Raw genomic sequence first — 21,297 nt, forward strand, 5'->3', positions numbered from 1 at the left:
CGCCCCCTCCCTATAGTCCGCGCCAAAACCGGGAAGCCGGCTCAAAACGCACCCAAGGAAGCGATACTCATGTTAGAAGGCCTGCGCGTCGCCTCGCAGAACTGGATCGGCCGCGCCATCATGGCGCTGGTGATGGGCGTGATCGTCGTCAGCTTCGCGATCTGGGGCGTCGGAGACGTATTTCGCGGCATGACAAGCCAGCGGCTCGCCCGCGTCGGCTCCGGCGAAGTCTCGGTGGAGGCCTATCGCAACGCCTATCAGAGCGAGCTTCGCCGCATTCAGCAGCGCATGCGCCGCGCGATCACCAATGAGGAAGCCCATCAGTCGGGGCTGGACCTGCAGATCTTGGAGCGCCTCGTGACCGAGGTTGCGCTCGACCAGAAGGCGCGGCAGCTCGGACTGGCCGCCAGCGACGAGACCACCCAGCGCCTGCTTGCGTCGGAAAAAGTGTTTCAGGGCCCTGACGGCAAATTCGACGCCGCGCGCTTCAAGCAGATCGCCAATGACGCCGGCTTCAGCGAGCGCGGCTTCGTCGCCGATCAGAAGAACGCCTATCTGCGCAAGATGATCACCGACATCGTCGTCGCGGGAATTGAACCCCCCAAATTGATGGTCGAGGCGATCTATCGGTTCCGCAATGAATCCCGGACGATCGACTATCTCGTCGTGCCGCCGTCGCTCGTCGGCGCCGGCGCGACCCCGTCCGACGAAGAGCTGAAAAAATACTTCGACGAACGCGAACAGACCTTCCGCGCCAAGGAATATCGCAAACTGACGACGCTGGTCGTCAGCCCTTCGTCGGTTGGAAAGCCCGAGAGCGTTTCGGCTGACGAGGCGCGCAAGCTCTACGACGAGGTGAAGTCGAAGCGCTACGGAACGCCGGAAAAGCGCGACGTGCGGCAGATCGTATTCAAGACCGACTCGGAGGCGGAGGCCGCGCTCGCCAGGCTGAAGGCCGGCGCCGACTTCGACGCTTTGGCGTCGGAGCTCAAACTCAATCCCAAGGACGTAAACCTCGGGCTCGTCGAGCAGCGCGACTTCGGCGACCGCAAGGTGGGAGCGGCGGTTTTCGCGCTGGCGCAGCCTGGACTGGCCGAGCCGGTGCACACGGCCTTCGGCGTCGTCGTATCGCAGGTCAGGAGCATCACGCCTGCCGTCTACAACAAGAGTTTTGAGCAGGCTGAACCGGAACTGCGCGCGGAAATCACTGGACGGAACGCTACGCCCGAGGTCCGCCGGCTCCACGAGGCCGTCGAGGATCAGCGCGCCTCGGGCAAAACTCTGGGCGAAGCCGCGAAGGCCGTGGGCTTGGAGACGCAGACCTTCGAAGCCGTCGACGACGCGGGGAATGACCGGAGCGGCAAGCCGATCGCCGCCCTCCCCGCCGGCCCGGACCTCGTGAAGGCGGCGTTCGCGTCGGACATCGGCGTCGACAACGACACTGTCGCGACGCGCGACGGCGGCTATGTCTGGTACGAGGTTAACGGCATCGAGCCGGCGCGGCAGAAGACCTTCGAAGAGGTGAAGGAGGCGGTCGCCGACGCCATGCGCAACGAAGCCGCGCAGAAGGCGCTCGCCGCCAAGGCGGACGAGATCGTCGGCAAACTTAGCGCCGGCAAGCCGATCGAGGAGGTCGCCAAGGAGCTGGGCGTTCAGGCGCAGCGCGCCAATGACGTGAAGCGCCAGGCGCGTCCAGACTTCAGCACCAACGCCATCGTTCAATTCTTCGACGTCGCGCCGCGCCACGCCGGCTCCGTTGTCGTCGACAAGGGACGGCTGGTGTTTTTCGTGCGCGACGCCACGACCCCCGTCTTCGACCCGGACTCGATCGAGTCCAAGACGATCGCTCAGCAGCTCAAGCCCGCCCTGCACAATGACCTGCTGGAGCAATATGTCGGCGGGCTGGAAAAGACGCTCGGCGTCGACATCAATCAGCGGGCGCTCGAAGCCGCGACCGGAGCGGAACGCGACAGGTGACCGGCGCGCTTTTCGAGCCTGACTTCGACGCCTTCGGCGCCGATTACGACGCCGGGCGGCCGCAGCTCGTCGTCACGCGCCTCGTCGCCGACCTCGAAACGCCCGTATCCGCTTATCTCAAGCTGACGCGCGAGCGGCGCGGAGCCGCTTTCCTGCTCGAGTCGGTCGAGGGCGGCGCCGCCCGCGGCCGCTATTCGATGATCGGCCTCGATCCCGACGTGATTTTTCGCGCGGTCGGCGATCGCGCGGAAATCAATCGCGCGGCGCTTGAGGATCCCGGCGCCTTTGCGGCTTGCGAGGCGCCGCCGCTCGTCGCTTTACGCCAGCTCATCGCCGAGTCGGCCGTCCCGCTGGCGACAGGGTTGCCGCCGATGGCGGCGGGAGTCTTCGGCTATCTCGGCTACGACATGGTGCGCCAGATGGAGCGCCTCGCGCCGGCCAAGAAAGACCAGATTGGCGCGCCTGACGCGCTTCTCGTGCGTCCCACGGCGATGATCGTCTTCGACACCGTCCGCGACGAAATCTCCATCGTCACCCCCGTTCGGCCCAAGCCGGGGGTCGCGGCGAAGGCGGCGTACGAAGCGGCGCTGGCGCGCCTCGACAAGGTCGTCGCGACGCTGGAGGCGCCGCTGGAGCATCGCGACGCCGGTGCGGATGCGCCGCTTCTCGCCCAGGAGCCGGTTTCCAACACGCCGCAGTCGCGCTTTCTCGAGATGGTCGAGCGCGCCAAAGAATACATTCGCGCCGGCGACATCTTTCAGGTCGTGCTGTCGCAGCGCTTCACGGCGCCTTTCGCTTTGCCCGCCTTCGCGCTTTACCGCGCGCTGCGCCGCGTTAATCCGGCCCCCTTTCTGTGCTTCCTCGATTTTGGCGAATTCCAGATCGTCTGCTCGAGTCCGGAAATTCTCGTGCGCGTCGCCGACGGCAAGGTGACGATACGCCCGATCGCCGGCACCCGCTGGCGCAGCGAGGTGAAGACGGAAGACGAGCGTCTCGCGGCCGACCTCCTCGCCGATGAAAAGGAGCGCGCCGAACATCTGATGCTGCTCGATCTCGGCCGCAATGACGTCGGCCGCGTCGCAGCGACGGGCACGGTTCGCGTCACCGACAGTTTCACCATCGAACGCTACAGCCATGTGATGCACATCGTCTCCAATGTCGAAGGCGAACTCGACGCGCGTTACGATTGCATCGACGCGCTCGCCGCCGGTTTCCCTGCCGGCACGGTCTCCGGCGCGCCGAAAGTGCGCGCCATGGAGATCATCGACGAACTCGAGACGGACAAGCGCGGAATTTACGGCGGCTGCATCGGCTATTTCGGCGCCGGCGGACAGATGGACACGTGCATCGTGCTGCGCACGGCGATCGTGAAGGACGGCAAGATGCATGTGCAGGCCGGCGCCGGCGTCGTCTACGACAGCGAACCCGAATATGAACACCGCGAATGCGTCAACAAGGCGAAAGCGCTGTTTCGCGCCGCCGAGGAGGCGGTTCGCTTCGCAACGCGCGCGCGGCGAGGGCAATAACTATCCCGCAAAGTGCGCGGACAGCGACAAGGGCGACGGCGCTTCTGATGGACGGCCCAACGATCTACGACGACGGCGACGATCCTTACCGCGCCATCCGCGTCGGCGAGCCGAATGGCGGCGACGCCGCCAAATGGGGCGTCCTGCTTTCGCGCTTCATGCGCATCGTCGCGTTATTCTGGCTGGTGCAAGGCTTGATGCAGTGGCGGATCATTCTCGCCGCCGAACGCTCGATCTTTGAAACCATGCCGCAGAGCGCGGCCTTCGCCGTCATCTTTTTCGCCGTGCTCGATCTCATCGCCGGCGTGGGCCTGTGGCTGGCCACGCCATGGGGCGGCGTATTGTGGCTGCTCGTTGCAAGCGCGCAGATTTTCCTGACGCTGAGCATGCCCGGCTTTTTCATCGGCGGCTATTGGCTGATCGGCGTCAACGCCGTGTTGATCGCGATGTATTTCGGACTGACCTTCGAAGCCGGACGCGACGTCGAGGCGCAGCGCATGCGCGAACGCCGCCGTCGCCGCAGATTTGACAGAAAGCCGGCGAAACCGTCTTGAAGCCGCCTCGCGCGGGACGCGATTCCGTTAGGAACTGTTAGCGTAAATCGAAGCTTAGGTTCACCTCTCATTCACCGCAAACGGCCCTATCGGGGTAAACGCGAGATTCAGGCTGTTGTTTAAGCCGCCTTTCATCCGCCTCGATCTAATTTGATCCCATCGAAGGTCGAACAAGAGATGCGCGACGCATCCGCTGTGATGGAGAAGACGATGAGCGCCATGACGAACACCGCCCCTCAGGTCCGCGACGATCGCATCAGCGAGATCCGACCGGTTTATCTCGAAGCGCTCACGCTCGTCGAACGCCTGCACCGCCGCTTGCTCGACGTCATCAAGGATGAGTTCGACCGCCGCGATCTCGGCGACGTAAATTCGGTTCAGGCGCTGCTGCTCTACAACATCGGCGACAAGGAATTGACCGCGAGCGAGCTACGCACGCGCGGCTATTATCTTGGCTCCAACGTTTCCTACAACGTCAAGAAGCTTGTCGATATGGGCTACATGCATTACGCCCGCTCGCGCCTCGACCGCCGCTCGGTGCGCATCAGCCTGACCCCCAAGGGCAAGCAGATTCACGACATCGTCGCGCAGCTCTATGAGAAGCACGCGCTGACGGTCGAGCAGATCGGCGGCGTGTCCTGCGACGAGTTTCGCAACCTCAACACGTCGCTTTCGCGGTTGGAGCGCTTCTGGACCGATCAGGTCCGCTACCGGCTCTGATCCGGTCTCCGGATTCTTCCGTCTCTCGCCTGCTGTCTACCTGTCGCCGGCAAGCGCCCCAGGGCTGCTTCGCCGGCGCTTTTCATATCCGCTCCGCCCTAGCGCGGACCGCCCCTCGGTCCTATCTTACCAGCTGTTAACCACGAGCGCGGGAATCCACATGCGATGGTCCATCACGATCGGCTCCTTCATGGGAACCGCCGTGCGCATCCACGTCACGTTCCTGCTGCTGCTCGGCTGGATCGGCTTTGCGGCCTACCAGCGCGGGGGCGCGATCGCCGCCCGCGACAGCGTGCTGTTCATCGTGGCGATCTTCGCCTGCGTCGTGCTGCATGAATTCGGCCACATACTCACCGCGCGACGTTTTGGAATCGTCTCGCCGGTGATCACGCTGCTGCCGATCGGCGGCGTCGCCGACATGGATCGGATGCCCGACAAGCCGGGGCAGGAATTGCTCATCGCGATCGCGGGGCCCGCCGTCAATCTCGTCATCGCCGTCGCGCTGATCGTGTTTCTCGGCGCGGCCGATGTCTCGGACGCCATACAGATCGGCGATCCTTCCGTTAATCTTCTGAAACGCCTCGCCGCGGTGAATATTTTCCTCGCCGCCTTCAACTTGATCCCCGCCTTTCCGATGGACGGCGGCCGCGTGCTCCGGGCCGCGCTGTCGATCTGGATGGGCAAGGAGCGCGCGACGCGCATCGCGGCCCAGATCGGTCAGGGCTTCGCTTTCCTGCTCGGATTCCTGGGGCTGTTCGGAAATCCGCTGCTGCTCTTCATCGCCATTTTCGTCTATATCGCGGCGGCCGGCGAAGCGCAGATGACGACGATGTCCGAAGCGGCGCGCGGGCTGAGGGCCGCCGACGCCATGGAGACGCGCATCGCCTCGATCGAGCGCGGCTCCACCGTGCGCGAAGCGGTCGACGTCCTTTTGGCGACGTCCCAGGACGAGTTCCCGGTCGTGGACGCCTCGCGCCGCTTAAGCGGTTTCCTGTCCCGTTCCAATATTATCGAAGCCTTGCGGGATTCCGAGCCCGGCGCGCCGATCGCGCCCTTCGTGCGTCGCGAGTTGACCACAATCGACGGTCGCGAGAGCATCGACGCCGCCCTGCCCAAGCTCACCGGAGGCGAGGTGGTCGGCGTGACCGACGCCGAGGGGCGGCTGCTGGGTCTCCTCACCCGCCAGTCGCTGGCCGAGATCATGATGATCAAGGACGTGCGGCCTGACTGGCGCTTCTCGCCGCGCAACGACAGCCCTCCGACGGTTGCGTAAGCCCGCCCGGCGGCCTATTGCACTTCAAGACCCGCGCCGGGAGCGCCGAACCGCAGCCGAATGTCCAACGTCACGCTCATCGACAATTACGACAGCTTCACCTTCAATCTGGTCCACTATTTCGGCCAGTTGGGCGCGAACGTCACCGTCCACCGCAACGACGCCGTTTCGGTGGCTGAGGTATTGGCCGGCGGACCGGACGCCATCGTGCTGTCGCCGGGCCCTTGCACGCCGCACGAAGCGGGCATCTGCATGGAGCTGATTTCGGCCGCCGCCGAGACCGTGCCGATCTTCGGCGTGTGCCTCGGACATCAATCGATCGGCGAGGTGTTTGGCGGCGACGTCATTCGTGCGCCGCTGCCGATCCACGGCAAAATGGCGACGATCCTGCACCACGGCGACGCCGTGTTTCGAGGCATCGAAGGGCCCTTTCAGGCGACGCGCTATCACTCGCTGGTCGTCAACCGCGACACCCTTCCGGATTGCCTGCGGATCACTGCGGAGACGCCCGACGGCCTCATCATGGCGCTGTCGCATAAGACGCTTCCGACGCATGGCGTTCAGTTTCATCCCGAGAGCATCACCTCGCAGCACGGCCATAAGATCCTGCAGAATTTCCTGGATCTCGCGCGCGAATGGAACGAGGGCCCGCGCCGACGCGAGAAGGCGGCGTGACTGCCGGTTGCAAGGCCGCCCGCAGCGGGGGTCGTCCGACGACCCTGCCCCTGCTCAAGGGCGCTGAGCGGCGGTGAGCGCGAACTTCAAAAACTACATCGCGGCGCTGGCCTTGGGCGCGCCGCTTGCGCGTGACGAGGCGAGAGCGGCGTTCTCGCTGATTTTCCGCGGCGAAGCCACGCCCGCGCAGCTTGGCGCCTTTCTCATGGGACTGAGAATGCGCGGCGAGACGATCGATGAAATCATCGGCGCGGCCGAGGCGATGCGCGCGGCCATGACGCCGGTCGAAGCGCCGCCCGGCGCTATCGACATCGTTGGCACGGGCGGCGACGGCGTCGGCACCTACAATATCTCCACGCTGGCGGCGATCATCGCCGCCGGCGCCGGCGCCATCGTCGCCAAACACGGCGGCAAAGCGGCCTCGTCGCTGTCGGGCGCCTCCGACGTGCTCGGCGAGCTCGGCGTCAAGGTCGGGGTTTCTCCAAGCGCCGCGAGCGCTTCACTGCGCGAGGCCGGCGTCTGCTTCATGGCCGCGACGACGCATCATCCCGCCATGCGCCACGCCGCGCCGGTGAGAAGCGAACTCGGCGTGCGCACGATTTTCAATTTGCTCGGCCCTCTGTGCAATCCGGCGCGGGTGGAGCGACAGACGATCGGAGTCTTCTCCCGGGAGTGGCTCGAACCCTTGGCGAACGCGCTTCGCGAACTCGGCGCCAAGCGCGTCTGGCTGCTGCACGGCAGCGACGGCCTCGATGAGGCGACGACGACGGGCGTGACCCACGTCGTCGCGCTCGAAGACGGGAAGATCCGTAGCTTTGACCTGTCGCCGGAGGAGGCCGGATTGCCCCGCGCCACGACGCAGGCGCTGGTGGGCGGCGACGCGGCGCATAATGCGAGAGCCCTGCGCGCCGTTCTGGAGGGCGCGAAAAATCCTTACCGTGACATCGCGGTGCTCAACGCCAGCGTGGCGCTGATCGTCGCGGGACGCGCCGCTAACTTGCGCGAGGGGGCGGCGCTCGCCGAGGCGGCGCTCGATTCGGGCGCCGCGTGCGACAAGCTCGACGCGCTGATACGCTGCTCCAATCGGGACGCCTGATCCGCCTTCGCCTTCGATCGGGATAGGATTGCGCGCGTTTATCGGCTATTCATGAGCAGCCGGCAGTCGGCGGAACGAAATCGAGCGATGGCGGTCGCGGCCCGCCTTCCCGCAGGCGAGACGATGACCGACATCTTAAGAAAGATCGAAGCTTATAAGCGCACCGAGATTTCCGAGGCCAAGGTGCGCATGCCGTTCGCGACCCTCGAGCGCAATGTGCGGGACCATGATCCGCCGCGCGGCTTCGTCCACGCGATTGAGCAAAAGCTGAATGAGCGCCGCATCGCGCTCATCGCCGAGGTCAAGAAGGCGAGTCCGTCCAAGGGAATCATCCGGCCTGATTTCGATCCGCCGAAACTGGCGCGCGCCTATGAAGCCGCCGGCGCGGCCTGTCTTTCAGTGCTGACCGACGCGCCCTCGTTCAAAGGCAGGCTCGAAGATCTAGAGGCCGCGCGAAAGGCGACGCATCTGCCGGCGCTGCGCAAGGATTTCATGTTCGATCCCTATCAGGTCTATGAGGCGCGGGCCTATGGCGCGGATTGCATCCTGATCATCATGGCCGCCGTCGACGATGACGAAGCGAAGGCGCTGAACACCGCTGCGCATGATCTTCGCATGGACGTGCTCGTCGAAGTGCATGATGAGAAGGAGCTTGATCGCGCCCTGGCGCTGGAGACGCGCCTGATCGGCGTCAACAACCGCAATCTCCACGACTTCAAAGTGTCTCTCGAAGTCAGCGAACAGCTCGCCGAGAAGATTCCGCGGGACAGAATCATCGTCGCGGAAAGCGGCATCGCGACCCACGAAGATTGCCTGCGCCTGGAAAAATCGCACATCTTCACCTTCCTCGTCGGCGAAAGCCTTATGCGCAAGCATGACGTCGAAGCGGCCGCGCGTGAACTCCTGTATGGCGCTGCGGCCAATCAGAACTCCGGCGCGCACAAGTCGCCCGCCGGCGCATGACGTGAGCGCGCTGAGTCACATCGGCGCCGCCGGCGAAGCGCATATGGTCGACGTGTCGGCGAAGGCCGAGACGTCGCGTGTGGCGGTTGCGCGCGGGCGGGTGGCGATGGCGCGCGAAACGCTGCGCCTCACCCTCGAAGGTCAGGCCAAGAAAGGCGACGTTTTCGGCGTCGCCCGCATAGCGGGCATGATGGCGGCGAAGAAGACGAGCGACCTCATCCCACTGTGCCATCCGCTGCCCTTGTCGAGCGTATCCGTCGAAATCACGCCAGATGAGGCGCTGCCGGGCCTGCGAGTCGTCGCCGAGGCGTCGGTCACCGGCAGAACCGGCGTGGAGATGGAAGCGCTGACGGCCGTTTCGGTCGCCTGTCTGACGATCTACGACATGCTGAAGGCCGCCGACCGCGGCATGCGCATCGAAGGCGTCGAACTCGTGGAAAAGCGCGGCGGCAAGTCAGGCGACTGGCGACGCGCCGAATAGTTCGACTACGACCGCAGCGCTCTATATCGTAACCTAGCGACATATTTGATGATTGGTGGAGACGCCTGACGTGCGGCTTTTTCTTTCCGCCCTTGCGCTGCTGTTCATGAGCGCGCCAGCTCTCGCCGACCGGGCGAGCGAATGCCGCCGGCAGTGTGGCGCGGACGCCGCCTGTTTTCGTCGCTGCATCGGTTATTCTTACAGGCCTCACTCCGGCTGGGGCGGCGGCGGGTCACGCGCCTATCGACGCGCTCCATCTTCATTCAATGCGCCAAAAACCGAAGGACCGTCGGAAGGGCGCGGCGGCGGCGCAGACTCTGTCGCAAAGCCGAGCATTTTAGGCACGGCCTATGACTATCTTTACGCGCCAGGCGCCGAGACGCCCGGATATGGTCTCTATTCCTACGTGATCCTGCCGCGTCACAGTGAACGCGCGGTCGCCTTTCTCCGCGAACTCGTGGGCCGTTTTCCGGCGGCGTCCGACGTCGCTGCGTCGAAGGAGCGGATCAATATTCTCTACATGCCGACCAAGGCGAGCGCGCGCGGCCAGGCCGCCTTTCCCGCTGACGTCGACCTTGCCGCCGTCAAAACCTTCCTGAGCAGGAATTATGATTTCGCCATGGCGCAGCGCCTGCTGTTCCACCTATGCGACAAGCCGGCGGCGGCCGTGGCGCAGCTTTGCGAAAACGATCTTTCCGACGGTCCCTATCTCCTCACTTACGCGACGAAGATCAGCGATCTTTCGCCCTTGCCGCCGCCATTTCTATTCGTCGATCTGACCAATGTGCGCCCGCGCGCCTTTCCGCTGTTCGTGGACGCCTACGCCGCGCAGGTGAAGCGGCCCGATTTTTCGGACGGCGCGCGCCTCGCGGATTTCCGTCTCCACGTCGCCAACATCGTGCTCACTGCGGCGGACTGGGTCGAGCCCGTGAGCGCAGCGGTCGCCGACATTGCGCACTTTGCCGAAGCCAAGAAGAACGGCGGGGAGGCGCCGAAATGAAATTGTCCCTTGCTCGGATCATCGCGGTTTTTTTGCTGGCGATCGCTCTTGGCGCGGCGTTCTCCTTCGCCTATCCGACGGTCGACATTGACGCGGCCCTTGCGACGGTGATCGTGCTCGTCGCGCTCGCCGTCATAAGCCTGATGGCCTTCCTTTATCGCCGCGTCGCGAACCGGGGATAGATTTCGCGTGGATCAGCTTCTTTCCGTTTCGGACGCCCTTTCGCGCGTGCTCGCCGGAGCTGCGCGGCTGGGTGAAGAGTCAGCGCCGCTCGCACAGGCGCGCGGCCGCACGCTGGCCGCCGACCTCGTCGCGCGGCGCACCCAGCCCCCGGTCGCCGTCTCGGCGATGGACGGCTATGCGCTGCGCGTCGCTGACCTGACCGCTCCGCTACGCATCGTCGGCGAAAGCGCCGCGGGAAGCGCCTATGAAGCGGCGCTCAAGCCGGGCGAGGCCATTCGAATCTTCACCGGCGCGCCCGTCCCGCAGGGCGCGGACGCGATATTGCTCCAGGAAGACGCGCGCGTCGCGGACGGCGTTCTGACGGCAAGCGCGCCGCCCGGTCCGCATATTCGCGGAGCGGGGCTCGATTTTCTCGAAGGAGAGGTCGCGCTCTTCGCGGGCGACCGCCTCGGCCCCGCCGAACTGGCGCTCGCCGCCGCGATGAATCATGCTGCGGTTCCCGTCGCCCGCCGCCCGCGCGTGGCGGTCATCGCTTCGGGCGATGAACTCGTGCCGCCAGGCGCCGCGCCAGGCCCATCGCAGATCATCTCCTGCAACAATCTGGCGGTCGCCGCCATCGCCGAAGACGCCGGCGCCGAAGTGATCGATCTCGGCATCTTTCGCGACGATCTCGCGGAACTCGAACGCGGCATCGGCCTCGCCCGCGAGGCGCGCGCCGACGTTCTGGTGACGCTCGGCGGCGCCTCGGTCGGGGACCGCGACCTGCTTCGCCCTGCCCTGGCCCGGCAAGGCATGTCGCTCGACTTCTGGAAGATCGCGATGCGGCCGGGAAAGCCGCTGATCCACGGCGCGCTCGGGGAAGCGCGCATTCTCGGACTGCCGGGCAACCCTGTGGCCTCCTACGTCTGCGCCCTGGTGTTCCTAGCGCCGCTGCTGCGCGCCCTGCAGGGCGATCCCGACGCCGGCGCGGACAGGAGCGAGGCGGCGATCACCGGAAGCGATCTCCCGGCCAACAAGGGCCGGCGCGACTATATGCGCGCCCGGCTCGCCATCGATGAACGCGGGCGGCTCGTCGCGACGCCGCAGCCGCTGCAGGATTCGTCGCTTCTGACCGAACTGGCGGAATCCCAGGCGCTGCTGATCCGCGAGCCCGGCGCGCCGCCCGCGTCTAAGGGCGACCCCTGCCGCATCCTCCGGCTGCCCTGACGTCCGACGCAGATCAGTGACTTTGGCGCTGCAACATGGCAAAGGGAACGCGCGCTCATCGACGCGCCAGGAAAGCAGGCCCGCATGTCGATCATCGACTCCGTACGCAAATCGCTCGTCCCTATCCATCCGGAAGGCTATGTCTTCATCGCCGGTTTCGCGGTCGTCGCTTTCCTGCTCGACTGGCTGTCGCCGACGCTCGGCTGGATCGGCTTCATCGCGACGGCCTGGTGCGCCTATTTCTTCCGCGATCCGGCGCGGGTGACGCCGCTGCGGGAAGGCCTCGTCGTCTCGCCTGCCGATGGCGTCGTCAGCGCGGTCGGCTTCTTTCTGCCCCCCGCGGAACTCGGGCTCGGCGCGGAGCCGATGCAGCGCATCTCCGTGTTCATGAGCGTCTTTGACGTGCATGTGAACCGCGCGCCGATCACCGGCCGCATCTCCAGGATCGCCTACAAGCCGGGCCTGTTCGTCAACGCCGATCTCGACAAGGCCAGCGAAGACAATGAGCGCAGCGGCATGGTCATCGAGACGCCGATGGGCCGGTTTGGCGTCGTGCAGATCGCGGGGCTCGTTGCGCGGCGCATTGTCGGTTTCGTCAAGGAAGGCGAACAGATCGGGGTCGGCGACCGCTTCGGCCTCATTCGTTTCGGCTCGCGCGTCGACGTCTATATGCCGTCATCGGCGCGGCCCATGGTGGCTGTCGGCTCGCGCGCCATCGCGGGCGAGACGATACTCGCCGATGTGACGGCGGGCGCCGCCGCGCTGTCGTTCAAGGCGGGTTGAGAGACCTATGGCGGATCCCTTCTTCTCCGGGCGCGATGCGCAAGAGGGCTCGCTGACCCCCTCCGAACAGCGTCGGCTGCGCTTCCGCAACATTCCGCTGCGCATCGTTCTGCCTAATCTCGTGACGCTCCTCGCGCTGTCGATGGGGCTGACGGCCATTCGCTATGGCATCGAGGGTCGCTTCGAGACAGCCGTCACGGCCGTGATGGCGGCGGCGGTCCTCGACGGGCTGGACGGGCGCCTCGCGCGCGCCATCAAGGGCACCTCGAGATTTGGCGCCGAGCTCGACTCGCTTTCGGATTTCGTCGATTTCGGCGTCGCGCCCGGCCTGCTGCTGTATCTGTGGACATTGCATGAGATCAAAGGGCTCGGCTGGTTCGCCGTGCTGGTTTTCGCCATCGCCTGCGCTCTGCGCCTCGCGCGTTTCAACGTGACGATCGACGATCCCTCGAAGCCCGCGTGGCACGCCGAATTCTTCGTCGGCATGCCGGCGCCTGCTGGCGCGGTGACGGTGCTGTTACCGCTCTATCTGCATTTCTCTGTCTTGGAGCTGCCGGCGTCCAAGGCGATGACGCCGTTCTACATCGTCTATGTGCTCGGCATCGCCTTTCTGATGGCGAGCCGCATTCCGCATTTTTCCGGCAAGCGCATCGGGCGCATACCGCGCGACCTCGTCATCCCGGTGCTCTTCGGCGTCGGCGTGACGGCGCTGCTACTTGCGATCTATCCGATGGACTTGCTCGCCGTGCTGAGCGTCGCGTTTCTGGCGGCCATTCCGCTGAGCGTGCGGCGCTACAACAGGCTCGCGAAAGCCGAAGCGGAGAAGACCGCGCCGACAGAGGCGCCGCAGACGTAGTAAGCGCTGGACGTCAAAAATCATCGAAAAGAAGCTACCGCGCCGCGAGCGGCGCCAGCGGCTGGGACTCGACCTTTTGACTGAGTGGCGCCGGGGCCGCGTCTGGAGCCGCCGCGCCGCTTGCGTCGATCACGGCGTGCGTCTCGGCCTCGCCCGCGCGCGGCGCGGTCAGTTGCGCGCCGATCTTCCGAACCACGTCGGGCGCTTCGGCGAATGCGCCGTGGCCGACGAAATCGGTCGAGAAGGACGAGATGTCGTGCACGGCGACGCCCAGCCGATCGAGCTCCGACTTGTCCTCGAGGTTCGTCGGATTCATCGCGCCCAGTCGCGGACGATCGCCGGCGATGCGCGACGACAGCGACAGCGCGCGATCGTTGTTGGCGACGAAGATCGACACATGCCGCGGGTCGACGCGCGCGACCTGCTGACGGAAGACGTTGAGATCGATGTCAGGCGCCGCAAGCATGACTTCGCCGAGCTTCCCGTCGAGATCCGGATGGCCTGACTGCGCGACGCCGCGCAGCGTCTCCATCGTCAGCCACGCGCCCATCGAATGCGCGAGCACATGGATGCGCCCGACGCCCGGCGTGTGCGACAGATCAACGATGAGCTTCTCGAGCGCGTCGCGCGAGACCGTCGCCGCTTCCTTGTCGGACTCGTAGTTGAACAGCCCGCCGCGGGAATTCCAGGCAAAGAGCGCCGGAACGCCGGAGAAACGTCCGTCGGCGACGATCTGCGCCAGCCGATAGCGCGACTCGTCGATTCCGGTGTTGAAGCCGTGCACGTAAAGCAGCACGTCGCGCGAATTGCCGATGCGGCCGGAGACGTGCGAGGCGACCTCTCCGTAGAACTCCTGCTCGTCCATATTGCGCTTCGACAGCACGGTGAAGTGGCGGCGCCGATCGGCCCCGCCGAAGCTCGGACGCTCGACATTGCCGGCCCGATGATTGAGCGGAACGCCGATCGACGTCAGCGAAAAATGCGCGCGTCCGTCGTCCCTGGCGCCTTCCGAACGCCGGGTCGAAGCGACGAAAAGCGCGACATTCGCCGGCTCGCCCTCTGGTCCGGAGACGAGAGAGACGGCGTTGCCGACATGACCGTCGACGATGCGCATGCCGTCCGACAGGCAGCCGGCAAGCGACGCGGCGGCGAATAGCGCGCAAAGGCGCGTCAGTATGTTCATCCGAAAGCTGCGCAAATTGTTTGGCTCGATCCAGCGCCTGCCTGGAACCGCATTTGTCGGCGGCGCGCTTCGACCTGAGGCGCCTCGGCCTCGCCGCTGTCTTTTGGCCCGAGAAAGCGACCAAACCGGGGCGACTCGCCCGCAGAAACTGGGAAAAAGTCTCGATATTTCATGAGCGCCGCGCAAATCGGTCGCACTTGCGCGAAGGCCAGCCGCCTGCGCATAGTGCCGGGAAAATAACACTGGGGAGAAGCGACGTTGCGGCGCGCCGCGACGTCGAAAAACGCTCATGCGGATCAAGGTGTTGGGATCGGGCGCCGGCGGCGGCTTCCCGCAATGGAACTGCAACTGCGCAAATTGCCGAGCGGTTCGCGCCGGCGCGCCCGGATTCGCGCCGCGCACACAGTCCTCGCTCGCGGTCAGCGCCAATGGCGCGGATTGGTTGCTGCTCAACGCCTCGCCCGATCTGCGCGAGCAAATATCAGCCACGCCGGAGCTGGCGCCCGGCGCCAATGATGGATTGCGCGCGAGCCCGATCAAGGCCGTCGCGCTGACCAATGGCGATGTGGATCACGTCGCGGGCCTTCTCAACATGCGAGAAGCTCAACCGTTCAGTCTCTACGCTGCTGGGCGCGTGCTCGATGCGCTCGGGGCCAATCCGATTTTCACGATTTTGCAAACGCAACTCGTGCCGCGCATCGAGCTGCGCATGGATGAGGCGGTATCCGTGAGAGGCGCCGGCCTCGATCTGGGGCTCGCGATACGCGCTTTTCCGGTTCCTGGAAAGATCGCGCTCTATCTCGAGAACGCCAACGCGCCGAACTTCGGCACGAGCGCCGGCGACACGTTGGGGCTGGAGATCATCGAAACCGCGACCGGCGACTCGTTTTTCTACATTCCGGGCTGCGCGAAGCTCGATGCGCCGCTCGCCGAACGTCTTCGCGGCGCCAAGCTTGTCTTCTTCGACGGCACGCTGTTTCACGAAAACGAGATGATCGAACAGGGCCTGCTCGGCAAGACCGGTTCGCGCATGGGCCATATCAACGTCAGCGGCGCCGACGGCTCCATCGCCGCTTTCGAGCCCCTGAACGTGGCGCGCAAAATCTACGTGCACATCAACAATTCTAATCCTCTGCTCAACGAGTTCTCGGAAGAATATGCGACCGCGCAGGCGGCCGGCTGGGAAATCGGCGAGGACGGCATGGAGGTGAACCTGTGAACGAGATCGTAGCCATTGATTGGCGCGGCGCTGCGCCGCTCTCCCGCGACGACTTTGAAGCCGCGATCCGCGCCGTCGGCGCCGAGCGCTATCACGACAAGCATGAGTTTCATAAGCTGCTGCATGGCGGCAAGCTGAATAAGGATCAGGTCGCCGCTTGGGCGCTCAACCGCTACTGCTACCAGGAGGCGGTGCCGCGCAAGGACGCGGCCTTCATGAGCCGCGTGCACGACCGCGAACTGCGCCGTGAGTGGATACATCGCATCCATGATCACGACGGGCTCGGCGACGAAGGCGGCGGCATCGAGCGCTGGCTGGTGCTCACCGACGCGCTCGGATTCTCGCGCGATTACGTGACCTCCCGCCGCGGCGCCCTGCCCGCCACCAAATTCGCGGTCGAAGCCTATGTGCGCTTCGTCGTCGAGCAGCCGCTCACGGTCGCGGTGGCGTCCTCGCTGACCGAACTCTTCGCGCCGTCGATTCATCGCGAACGCATCGTCGGAATGCTCGAGAACTACGATTTCGTCGACGATCATGTGATGGCCTATTTCAAGCGCCGACTGACCCAGGCCCCGCGCGATTCCGAATTCGCGCTCGGCTATGTCCTCGACAACGCCAGCACTCGCGCCGAACAGGAAGCCTGCGTCGGCGCCGTGCGGTTCAAATGCGACGTCTTGTGGGCGCAGCTCGACGCATTACATCACGCCTACGTCACGCCCGGTCTGATCCCGCCCGGCGCCTGGCGGCCAGGAGATGTGAATGTCTAAGCCGCACGCCGCGCGCTTCGTGATCGGCCCCGACTCGCGTCCGGGCTTCACGCGCTACGCGCGGCTGCATGAGGACCGCGCGCGTTCGAGAACGGTCATCCTGGCGCCGGAACGCGCCTATGAACTCGATCCGATCGGGTTAATCGTCCTGCGCGCCATCGACGGCGAAACGCGCGTCGCGGATCTTTGCGCGCGGCTCGCGCAGCAATACGCCGCGCCGCTCGAAATCATCACGCGCGACGTCACGGCGCTGCTGCAAGGACTCGCCGACAAGCGGCTGCTGCGCGACGGCGCGGTTGAATTTTCGCCGCCGGCGCCTTCCGCCTTCGCTTCGTCGATCGCGCCCTTTGCGGGCGGTCCGGCGGGACTGCTCGCCGAACTCACTCATCGCTGCCCGCTGCAATGTCCCTATTGCTCCAACCCGCTCGAACTCGAGCGCTCGAACGTCGAGCTCACCGCCGCTGAATGGGGCGAGACCTTCCGTCAGGCAGCGGCGATCGGCGCGTTGCAGCTGCATCTTTCCGGCGGCGAACCGACCGCGCGACGCGATCTCGAAGACATACTCGCGCATGCGGTGGACGCCGGGCTCTACACCAATCTCGTCACTTCCGCTGTGTTGCTGACGCGTGAACGGCTGCAGCGTCTTGCCGAGATCGGCCTCGATCATGTGCAGGTCTCCATCCAGGACGTCGTTCCCGACAGCGCCGACCGCATCTCGGGATATCAGGGCGGCGTCGCCAAGAAGCGCGACGTGGCGCGGTGGACGCGCGAATTCGGCATGGGATTGACGATCAACGCGCCCATGCACCGGCAAAACATCGCGCATCTGCCGCAGATCATCGATTTCGCCGTCGAGGTGGACGCGCAGCGCATCGAGATCGCGCATATTCAATACTACGCCTGGGCGCAGGTGAACCGCGCCGCGCTGATCCCGACGCGCGAAACTTTCATGGACACCGTCGGCGTCGTCGAAGAAGCGAAGAAGCGTCTCGCCGGCGTTCTCAATTTCGATTTCGTCATCCACGATCATTACGCGACGCGGCCGAAAGCCTGCACGGGCGGTTGGGGCCGTTCGATCATGGCGGTGACGCCGTCCGGCAAGGCCCTGCCCTGCCACGCGGCGCAGACGCTGCCGGGATTGACCTTCGATAACGTGCGCGACACGTCGCTCGCCAATATCTGGCGACACGGCTCGGCATTCAACGCTTTCCGCGGCACGGACTGGATGAAGGAGCCCTGTCGCTCCTGCGACCGCCGCGAGATCGACTTCGGCGGCTGCCGCTGTCAGGCCTTCGCCATCGCCGGCGACGCCGCGGCGACCGATCCCGCCTGCCATCTCTCGCCGGAACATGCGCGCTTCGCCGCTTACGCAGAAGTCGAGTCGCATGCCCCGGCGCCGGAGTTCATCTATCGCCGCTATGGCGGCGCCGCGGCTTCGCCCGCGCGCGCCAAGGAGCCTGCATAGCTACCGCTGCGGCGCGCGCGGATCGTCGCGCGGATCGAGATAGGTGATGTTCCAAGGGCCGACGCCGGTCACTTGTATGACCGTGTCGTCGTCGAAGCTGACCCAATGGCCTGTTTCCGCGGGCGTCGCCGCGAAGCCGCCGGCTGCGAGCGTTTTCTCGGCGCGCGACTCGAGGCTGTCGCCCTGACCGTAGCGGACGGCCCCCGTCAACACAGTCATGGTTTCGATTCCGCTGTGCTTGTGCGGCCCGATTTTGTATCCCTTCGGCGCGCGCATCCGGAGGATGTACGGCCCGCCTTGCATCGGATTGCCGAACAGCATCGCGACTTCAGCGCCGCGCGGCAGTTCTGGCGGACCTGCCCGCCATTCAAGTTTGTCTTGCGAGAAAACGAAGCCTGGAGCTTCCGCCATCACCGCGCTGGAAGCTGCGAGGCTTATGGCCGCCCCCGCAAGAATTGCAGCAAGATTTCGCATAGCTTGGGCCTCCAAAGCGCCCCTCGCTTGAGATAGTGCGCGGAAGACACACAGTGGCGAAGAATTCAAAAATTCGATTTCGGTAACAAACGAGCAACTTCCACGGGGCATATTGAGGTCCGTCTCGCGGGGTTAAGGATTTGTTTCGCATAAGTCGCGTAACGGAGCTTGTCGCATGAAGTCGCGGGATACGCTTGTCCGTCTCAAACGGTTTCAGGCCGAGGAAAAACGTCGGCGAGTCGTTCAACTCAACGCAATGATCGGCGAATTCACGCGCATGGCCAATGAACTCGACCGTGAGATCGGTCAGGAAGAACGGCGCGCAAACATCAACGACCCCAACCATTTCGCCTATCCGACATACGCGCGGGCCGCGCGCTCCAGGCGCGACAACATCGTTGCGTCGATCGCTGAGCTTCGCGGCCAGCTTGAAGAGGCCGAAGCGCAGTTCAAGGAAGCAAGCGAAGACCTCGCCAAGGCGCAGAGCCAGGAGGCGCGGGATCGCGGCGCCGAGCGCATGATCGACGTCGTTGCCGAACGGCGCCATTCAGACATGCCCGAAGCGTTGCGCCGCGCCTAGAAGCGGAAAAGCCGCCAGCGCAGCCGGCCTCGCGGCATGCGCGCCCAGACGCCGAATGTTCTGCGGCGAATTGGGCTGACGTCTTCGCCTTTGGCGAGATCCTTGGCGATGGTCGCAACGTCGAAGTCGAACCGTCGAAGGATAAATGCGGCGCCTGAACCTCCCGCATCGATAAAGGCGCGTTCGAAGCGCGCGAGATCGGCGGCCCAGGCAGGGTCCAATTCGCACTTTGCGACACGCCGATCGAGAAGCTCGGCGAGCGCCGTCGCGTCGGAGCGACTTGCATCTCGCGCCGCGCCGCGGATCGCTTCCCGGAAAAGCGCGTCCAACTGATCCCCCAGCGCGCGCGCCGTGAGCGGCAGCGCCTTGCGCGCATAGAGCGCGCGCTTGCCGATCAGGCTCCGCGCGAACGCTTCGATTTCGCAAGCGTCGATTGCGGCGAGGCGCTGCGTATCATGCATGCTCAAACCGAAACGCGTGGCCACGGCGACCGGCGCATCAAAGAACTCGCGCCGCAGATCTTCCTCCGTGAAGAGCCGCGCGAGCAGCGCCTGCGTCTCGGCTAAGGCCATCGCCCCGTCTCCGTGAGCGTCGCGCGGGCGCGCGCCACTTCATCGATGAGTTCGCCGAACGGCGGCATTCTTTCGTCGCGTTCGAGGATGACGGCCTTGACCGGCGCGCGCGCGACAATGCGATCGTAGAGCGCCCAAACCTCATCGCTCGTGGCGGCGTCGTGGCTGTCGATCAGCACGCCGTTGCGTTCGCGCCCGCCCGCGTAGTGAATCTGCACAAGCCTGTCCCACGGCCAGCGCTCGAACGCCGCATCGAGATCGACGCCGAAATTCTGCGCATTCACATGCATATTGGCGACATCGCAGAGCCAGCCGCATCCCGTTGCTTCGAGCGTGCGCGACAAGAACTCCGGTTCGTCCATGTCGCCGCCCGGAATGCGCACGACGCAGGTGATATTTTCCAGGATCAGCGGCGTCTTGATGCGCCGGCGCAGATGTTCGACGTTGCGCGCGACGACATCGATCGCCTCTTGCGTATAGGGCAGAGACGCGAGATGGCCGATGCTCACGCCGCCCGCGCGCGTGAAGCACAGATGATCGCTCCACCAGGGCGGATCGATGCGCTCGATGAGCGTCGCCATCTTCTCGACATACCGCATGTCGAGGCCTTCTGCGCTGCCGATCGAGAGATCGAGACCATGCGCGACGAGCGGGAAGTGCGACTTTAATAGCGCGAGTTCGTCGAGTTTCTCTCTCGATGCGTCAAGATAGTGATCGGCGATGATCTCGAGGAAATCGATCTGATCGCGATGCGCGAAGAGTTCAGCGCGAAACTGCGGACGAAAGCCGACGCCCGACCCGAGCGCCGGCGCCTCAATCGCCGCCGCCACAGTCGCTTGCTCCGCCGTCGCCGCAGCTGCCGCCGCAGCTTGTTCCACAATCGGAGCCCTGGCTTCCCGAGCCGCGGCTGAAGGCTTCGGCGAACATCGACTCGGTCGTGCCTTTCAGCGGCGCAAAGCCAAACAGGCCGATGAGAAACAGCGCGGCGCCATGGAAGGCGCGCGCCTCCGGTCCGGGCGACCCGATGTGCGCCACCGCCTCTTTCAATCGGCCGCCATAGGCCACTCGCATCGATTCGAGATAGGCGTGGCCGCGACGGCTCGCATGCGTTCTGGTCAGCACATAGGCCAGCGCGAACAGCACGGCGACGGAAGCCGCGGCCAGGAAGATCAGATAGGCGACATTCGCCGGACCCGACATCAGCTCGACATAGATCTTCGCGAGCGCCAGACCGGCGATGATCAACGTGCCGCCGATCTGCGCACGCCGGCGCCAGATCTTGACGGCCGTAGGCTTGATCAGCTGCTCCGCCGCGAGTTTGGCGCGGATGGGCGCGAGAAGCTCCAGCAGCCGCCGGCGGAGGCTGCGATCTTCGAAGAGCGTGTGCGCCTTCGGCTTCGCCTGCACCGCCTCGAACAGGCGCGTCTCCATCGCGCTGAGTTCGCCGGGCTGCGGCTGTTTCTCGGTGGGAACGACATGATCCTCGGCGGCGAGCGCGACGAAGCCGCGCTGCGCAAGATCATAGATCAGCGTTCGAATGACCTGATTGACGCCGCCCTGCAGGAAGGCGACCTCCATGGCGTCGGGGTTTTGCGGCACGGGCGGCGGCGGGCGGCGATCCGTGCGGTCCGCGAAGCGGATGCAGAGATAGGTCGCAGCCAGCACGACGATGACGACAAGGCCGAATACGTTGAGGAACTCTGGCCCGGGAAGATTGAGGATTGGAATATTCTGCACGCCGCCG

Annotated in this window: 23 protein-coding genes; 18 read left to right on the forward strand and 5 right to left on the reverse strand. The window is 65.1% G+C overall.

Annotated features, from left to right (window positions below; genetic code table 11):
* The first annotated feature begins 69 nt into the window (after nt 1-69).
* The 14 genes from AC0X69_RS03765 to AC0X69_RS03830 all read left to right on the forward strand — a co-directional run bounded on the left by AC0X69_RS03765 (nt 70) and on the right by AC0X69_RS03830 (nt 13,293).
* Nucleotides 70-1,977: a SurA N-terminal domain-containing protein gene (locus tag AC0X69_RS03765; RefSeq protein WP_482611433.1), complete on the forward strand. Its 1,908-nt coding sequence runs from the start codon at nt 70-72 to the stop codon at nt 1,975-1,977.
* Nucleotides 1,974-3,503, forward strand: coding sequence for an anthranilate synthase component I (trpE, locus tag AC0X69_RS03770; protein ID WP_482611435.1), 1,530 nt, complete (start codon nt 1,974-1,976; stop codon nt 3,501-3,503). The genes AC0X69_RS03765 and trpE overlap by 4 nt, the downstream gene beginning before the upstream one ends.
* A gap of 47 nt (nt 3,504-3,550) precedes the next feature.
* Complete coding sequence (locus AC0X69_RS03775) at nt 3,551-4,057, forward strand: DUF6163 family protein (protein WP_482611437.1); 507 nt, start codon at nt 3,551-3,553, stop codon at nt 4,055-4,057.
* Nucleotides 4,058-4,276: 219 nt separating this feature from the next.
* On the forward strand, nt 4,277-4,777 hold the full coding sequence (ldtR, locus tag AC0X69_RS03780; protein WP_482613302.1) for a transcriptional regulator LdtR: 501 nt from the start codon (nt 4,277-4,279) through the stop codon (nt 4,775-4,777).
* 160 nt (nt 4,778-4,937) lie between these two features.
* A complete protein-coding gene (locus AC0X69_RS03785; protein WP_482611439.1) occupies nt 4,938-6,050 on the forward strand; it encodes a site-2 protease family protein in 1,113 nt (370 codons plus the stop codon).
* Between the two features lie 60 nt (nt 6,051-6,110).
* Nucleotides 6,111-6,725: an anthranilate synthase component II gene (locus AC0X69_RS03790; RefSeq protein WP_482611441.1), complete on the forward strand. Its 615-nt coding sequence runs from the start codon at nt 6,111-6,113 to the stop codon at nt 6,723-6,725.
* A 73-nt stretch (nt 6,726-6,798) separates the two neighbouring features.
* On the forward strand, nt 6,799-7,821 hold the full coding sequence (trpD, locus tag AC0X69_RS03795; RefSeq protein WP_482611443.1) for an anthranilate phosphoribosyltransferase: 1,023 nt from the start codon (nt 6,799-6,801) through the stop codon (nt 7,819-7,821).
* Nucleotides 7,822-7,944: 123 nt separating this feature from the next.
* On the forward strand, nt 7,945-8,784 hold the full coding sequence (gene trpC / locus AC0X69_RS03800; RefSeq protein WP_482613303.1) for an indole-3-glycerol phosphate synthase TrpC: 840 nt from the start codon (nt 7,945-7,947) through the stop codon (nt 8,782-8,784).
* Between the two features lie 43 nt (nt 8,785-8,827).
* Complete coding sequence (moaC, locus tag AC0X69_RS03805) at nt 8,828-9,265, forward strand: cyclic pyranopterin monophosphate synthase MoaC (protein ID WP_482613304.1); 438 nt, start codon at nt 8,828-8,830, stop codon at nt 9,263-9,265.
* Nucleotides 9,266-9,335: 70 nt separating this feature from the next.
* Nucleotides 9,336-10,265 (forward strand): hypothetical protein, encoded by a 930-nt coding sequence (locus AC0X69_RS03810; protein ID WP_482611445.1) that lies wholly within the window; start codon nt 9,336-9,338, stop codon nt 10,263-10,265.
* The gene (locus AC0X69_RS03815) at nt 10,262-10,447 is read left to right on the forward strand and encodes a hypothetical protein (RefSeq protein ID WP_482611447.1); all 186 of its coding nucleotides are present in this window, start codon (nt 10,262-10,264) and stop codon (nt 10,445-10,447) included. Before AC0X69_RS03810 ends, AC0X69_RS03815 begins: the two co-directional genes overlap by 4 nt.
* A gap of 7 nt (nt 10,448-10,454) precedes the next feature.
* Nucleotides 10,455-11,654 (forward strand): molybdopterin molybdotransferase MoeA, encoded by a 1,200-nt coding sequence (locus AC0X69_RS03820; protein WP_482611449.1) that lies wholly within the window; start codon nt 10,455-10,457, stop codon nt 11,652-11,654.
* Nucleotides 11,655-11,738: 84 nt separating this feature from the next.
* Entirely contained in the window at nt 11,739-12,437 is a 699-nt protein-coding gene (locus AC0X69_RS03825) for a phosphatidylserine decarboxylase (RefSeq protein WP_482611451.1), read from the forward strand.
* 7 nt (nt 12,438-12,444) lie between these two features.
* The gene (locus AC0X69_RS03830) at nt 12,445-13,293 is read left to right on the forward strand and encodes a CDP-alcohol phosphatidyltransferase family protein (protein WP_482611453.1); all 849 of its coding nucleotides are present in this window, start codon (nt 12,445-12,447) and stop codon (nt 13,291-13,293) included.
* Nucleotides 13,294-13,327: 34 nt separating this feature from the next.
* Here AC0X69_RS03830 and AC0X69_RS03835 read toward each other — a convergent pair whose 3' ends face one another.
* Nucleotides 13,328-14,476, reverse strand: coding sequence for an alpha/beta hydrolase (locus tag AC0X69_RS03835; RefSeq protein WP_482611455.1), 1,149 nt, complete (start codon nt 14,474-14,476; stop codon nt 13,328-13,330).
* A gap of 289 nt (nt 14,477-14,765) precedes the next feature.
* Here AC0X69_RS03835 and pqqB point away from each other — a divergent pair, with 289 nt between their 5' ends.
* The 3 genes from pqqB to pqqE are packed head-to-tail and all read left to right on the forward strand — an operon-like array spanning nt 14,766 to nt 17,927.
* Complete coding sequence (gene pqqB / locus AC0X69_RS03840; protein ID WP_482611457.1) at nt 14,766-15,695, forward strand: pyrroloquinoline quinone biosynthesis protein PqqB; 930 nt, start codon at nt 14,766-14,768, stop codon at nt 15,693-15,695.
* On the forward strand, nt 15,692-16,462 hold the full coding sequence (pqqC, locus tag AC0X69_RS03845; protein ID WP_482611459.1) for a pyrroloquinoline-quinone synthase PqqC: 771 nt from the start codon (nt 15,692-15,694) through the stop codon (nt 16,460-16,462). The genes pqqB and pqqC overlap by 4 nt, the downstream gene beginning before the upstream one ends.
* Complete coding sequence (pqqE, locus tag AC0X69_RS03850; protein WP_482611461.1) at nt 16,455-17,927, forward strand: pyrroloquinoline quinone biosynthesis protein PqqE; 1,473 nt, start codon at nt 16,455-16,457, stop codon at nt 17,925-17,927. Before pqqC ends, pqqE begins: the two co-directional genes overlap by 8 nt.
* Here the strand turns inward: pqqE and AC0X69_RS03855 are convergent, their stop codons facing one another.
* Entirely contained in the window at nt 17,928-18,401 is a 474-nt protein-coding gene (locus AC0X69_RS03855; RefSeq protein ID WP_482611463.1) for a cupin domain-containing protein, read from the reverse strand.
* 175 nt (nt 18,402-18,576) lie between these two features.
* Between AC0X69_RS03855 and AC0X69_RS03860 the strand changes: the two genes are divergently transcribed.
* A complete protein-coding gene (locus AC0X69_RS03860; RefSeq protein ID WP_482611465.1) occupies nt 18,577-18,981 on the forward strand; it encodes a flagellar export protein FliJ in 405 nt (134 codons plus the stop codon).
* On the opposite strand, the gene AC0X69_RS03865 is transcribed toward AC0X69_RS03860, so the two are convergent.
* The 3 genes from AC0X69_RS03865 to AC0X69_RS03875 are packed head-to-tail and all read right to left on the reverse strand — an operon-like array spanning nt 18,978 to nt 21,290.
* Nucleotides 18,978-19,553, reverse strand: a complete 576-nt coding sequence (locus AC0X69_RS03865; protein WP_482611466.1) for an SCO6045 C-terminal-like domain-containing protein — start codon at nt 19,551-19,553, stop codon at nt 18,978-18,980. The two genes, AC0X69_RS03860 and AC0X69_RS03865, sit on opposite strands and share 4 nt — an antisense overlap.
* Nucleotides 19,544-20,383 (reverse strand): MbnB/TglH/ChrH family RiPP precursor modification enzyme, encoded by an 840-nt coding sequence (locus AC0X69_RS03870; RefSeq protein WP_482611468.1) that lies wholly within the window; start codon nt 20,381-20,383, stop codon nt 19,544-19,546. Before AC0X69_RS03870 ends, AC0X69_RS03865 begins: the two co-directional genes overlap by 10 nt.
* Nucleotides 20,367-21,290, reverse strand: coding sequence for a TIGR04222 domain-containing membrane protein (locus AC0X69_RS03875; RefSeq protein WP_482611470.1), 924 nt, complete (start codon nt 21,288-21,290; stop codon nt 20,367-20,369). The genes AC0X69_RS03870 and AC0X69_RS03875 overlap by 17 nt, the downstream gene beginning before the upstream one ends.
* Nucleotides 21,291-21,297: the final 7 nt, after the last annotated feature.

The organism is Methylocystis sp. Uni0008 (assembly GCF_056838045.1).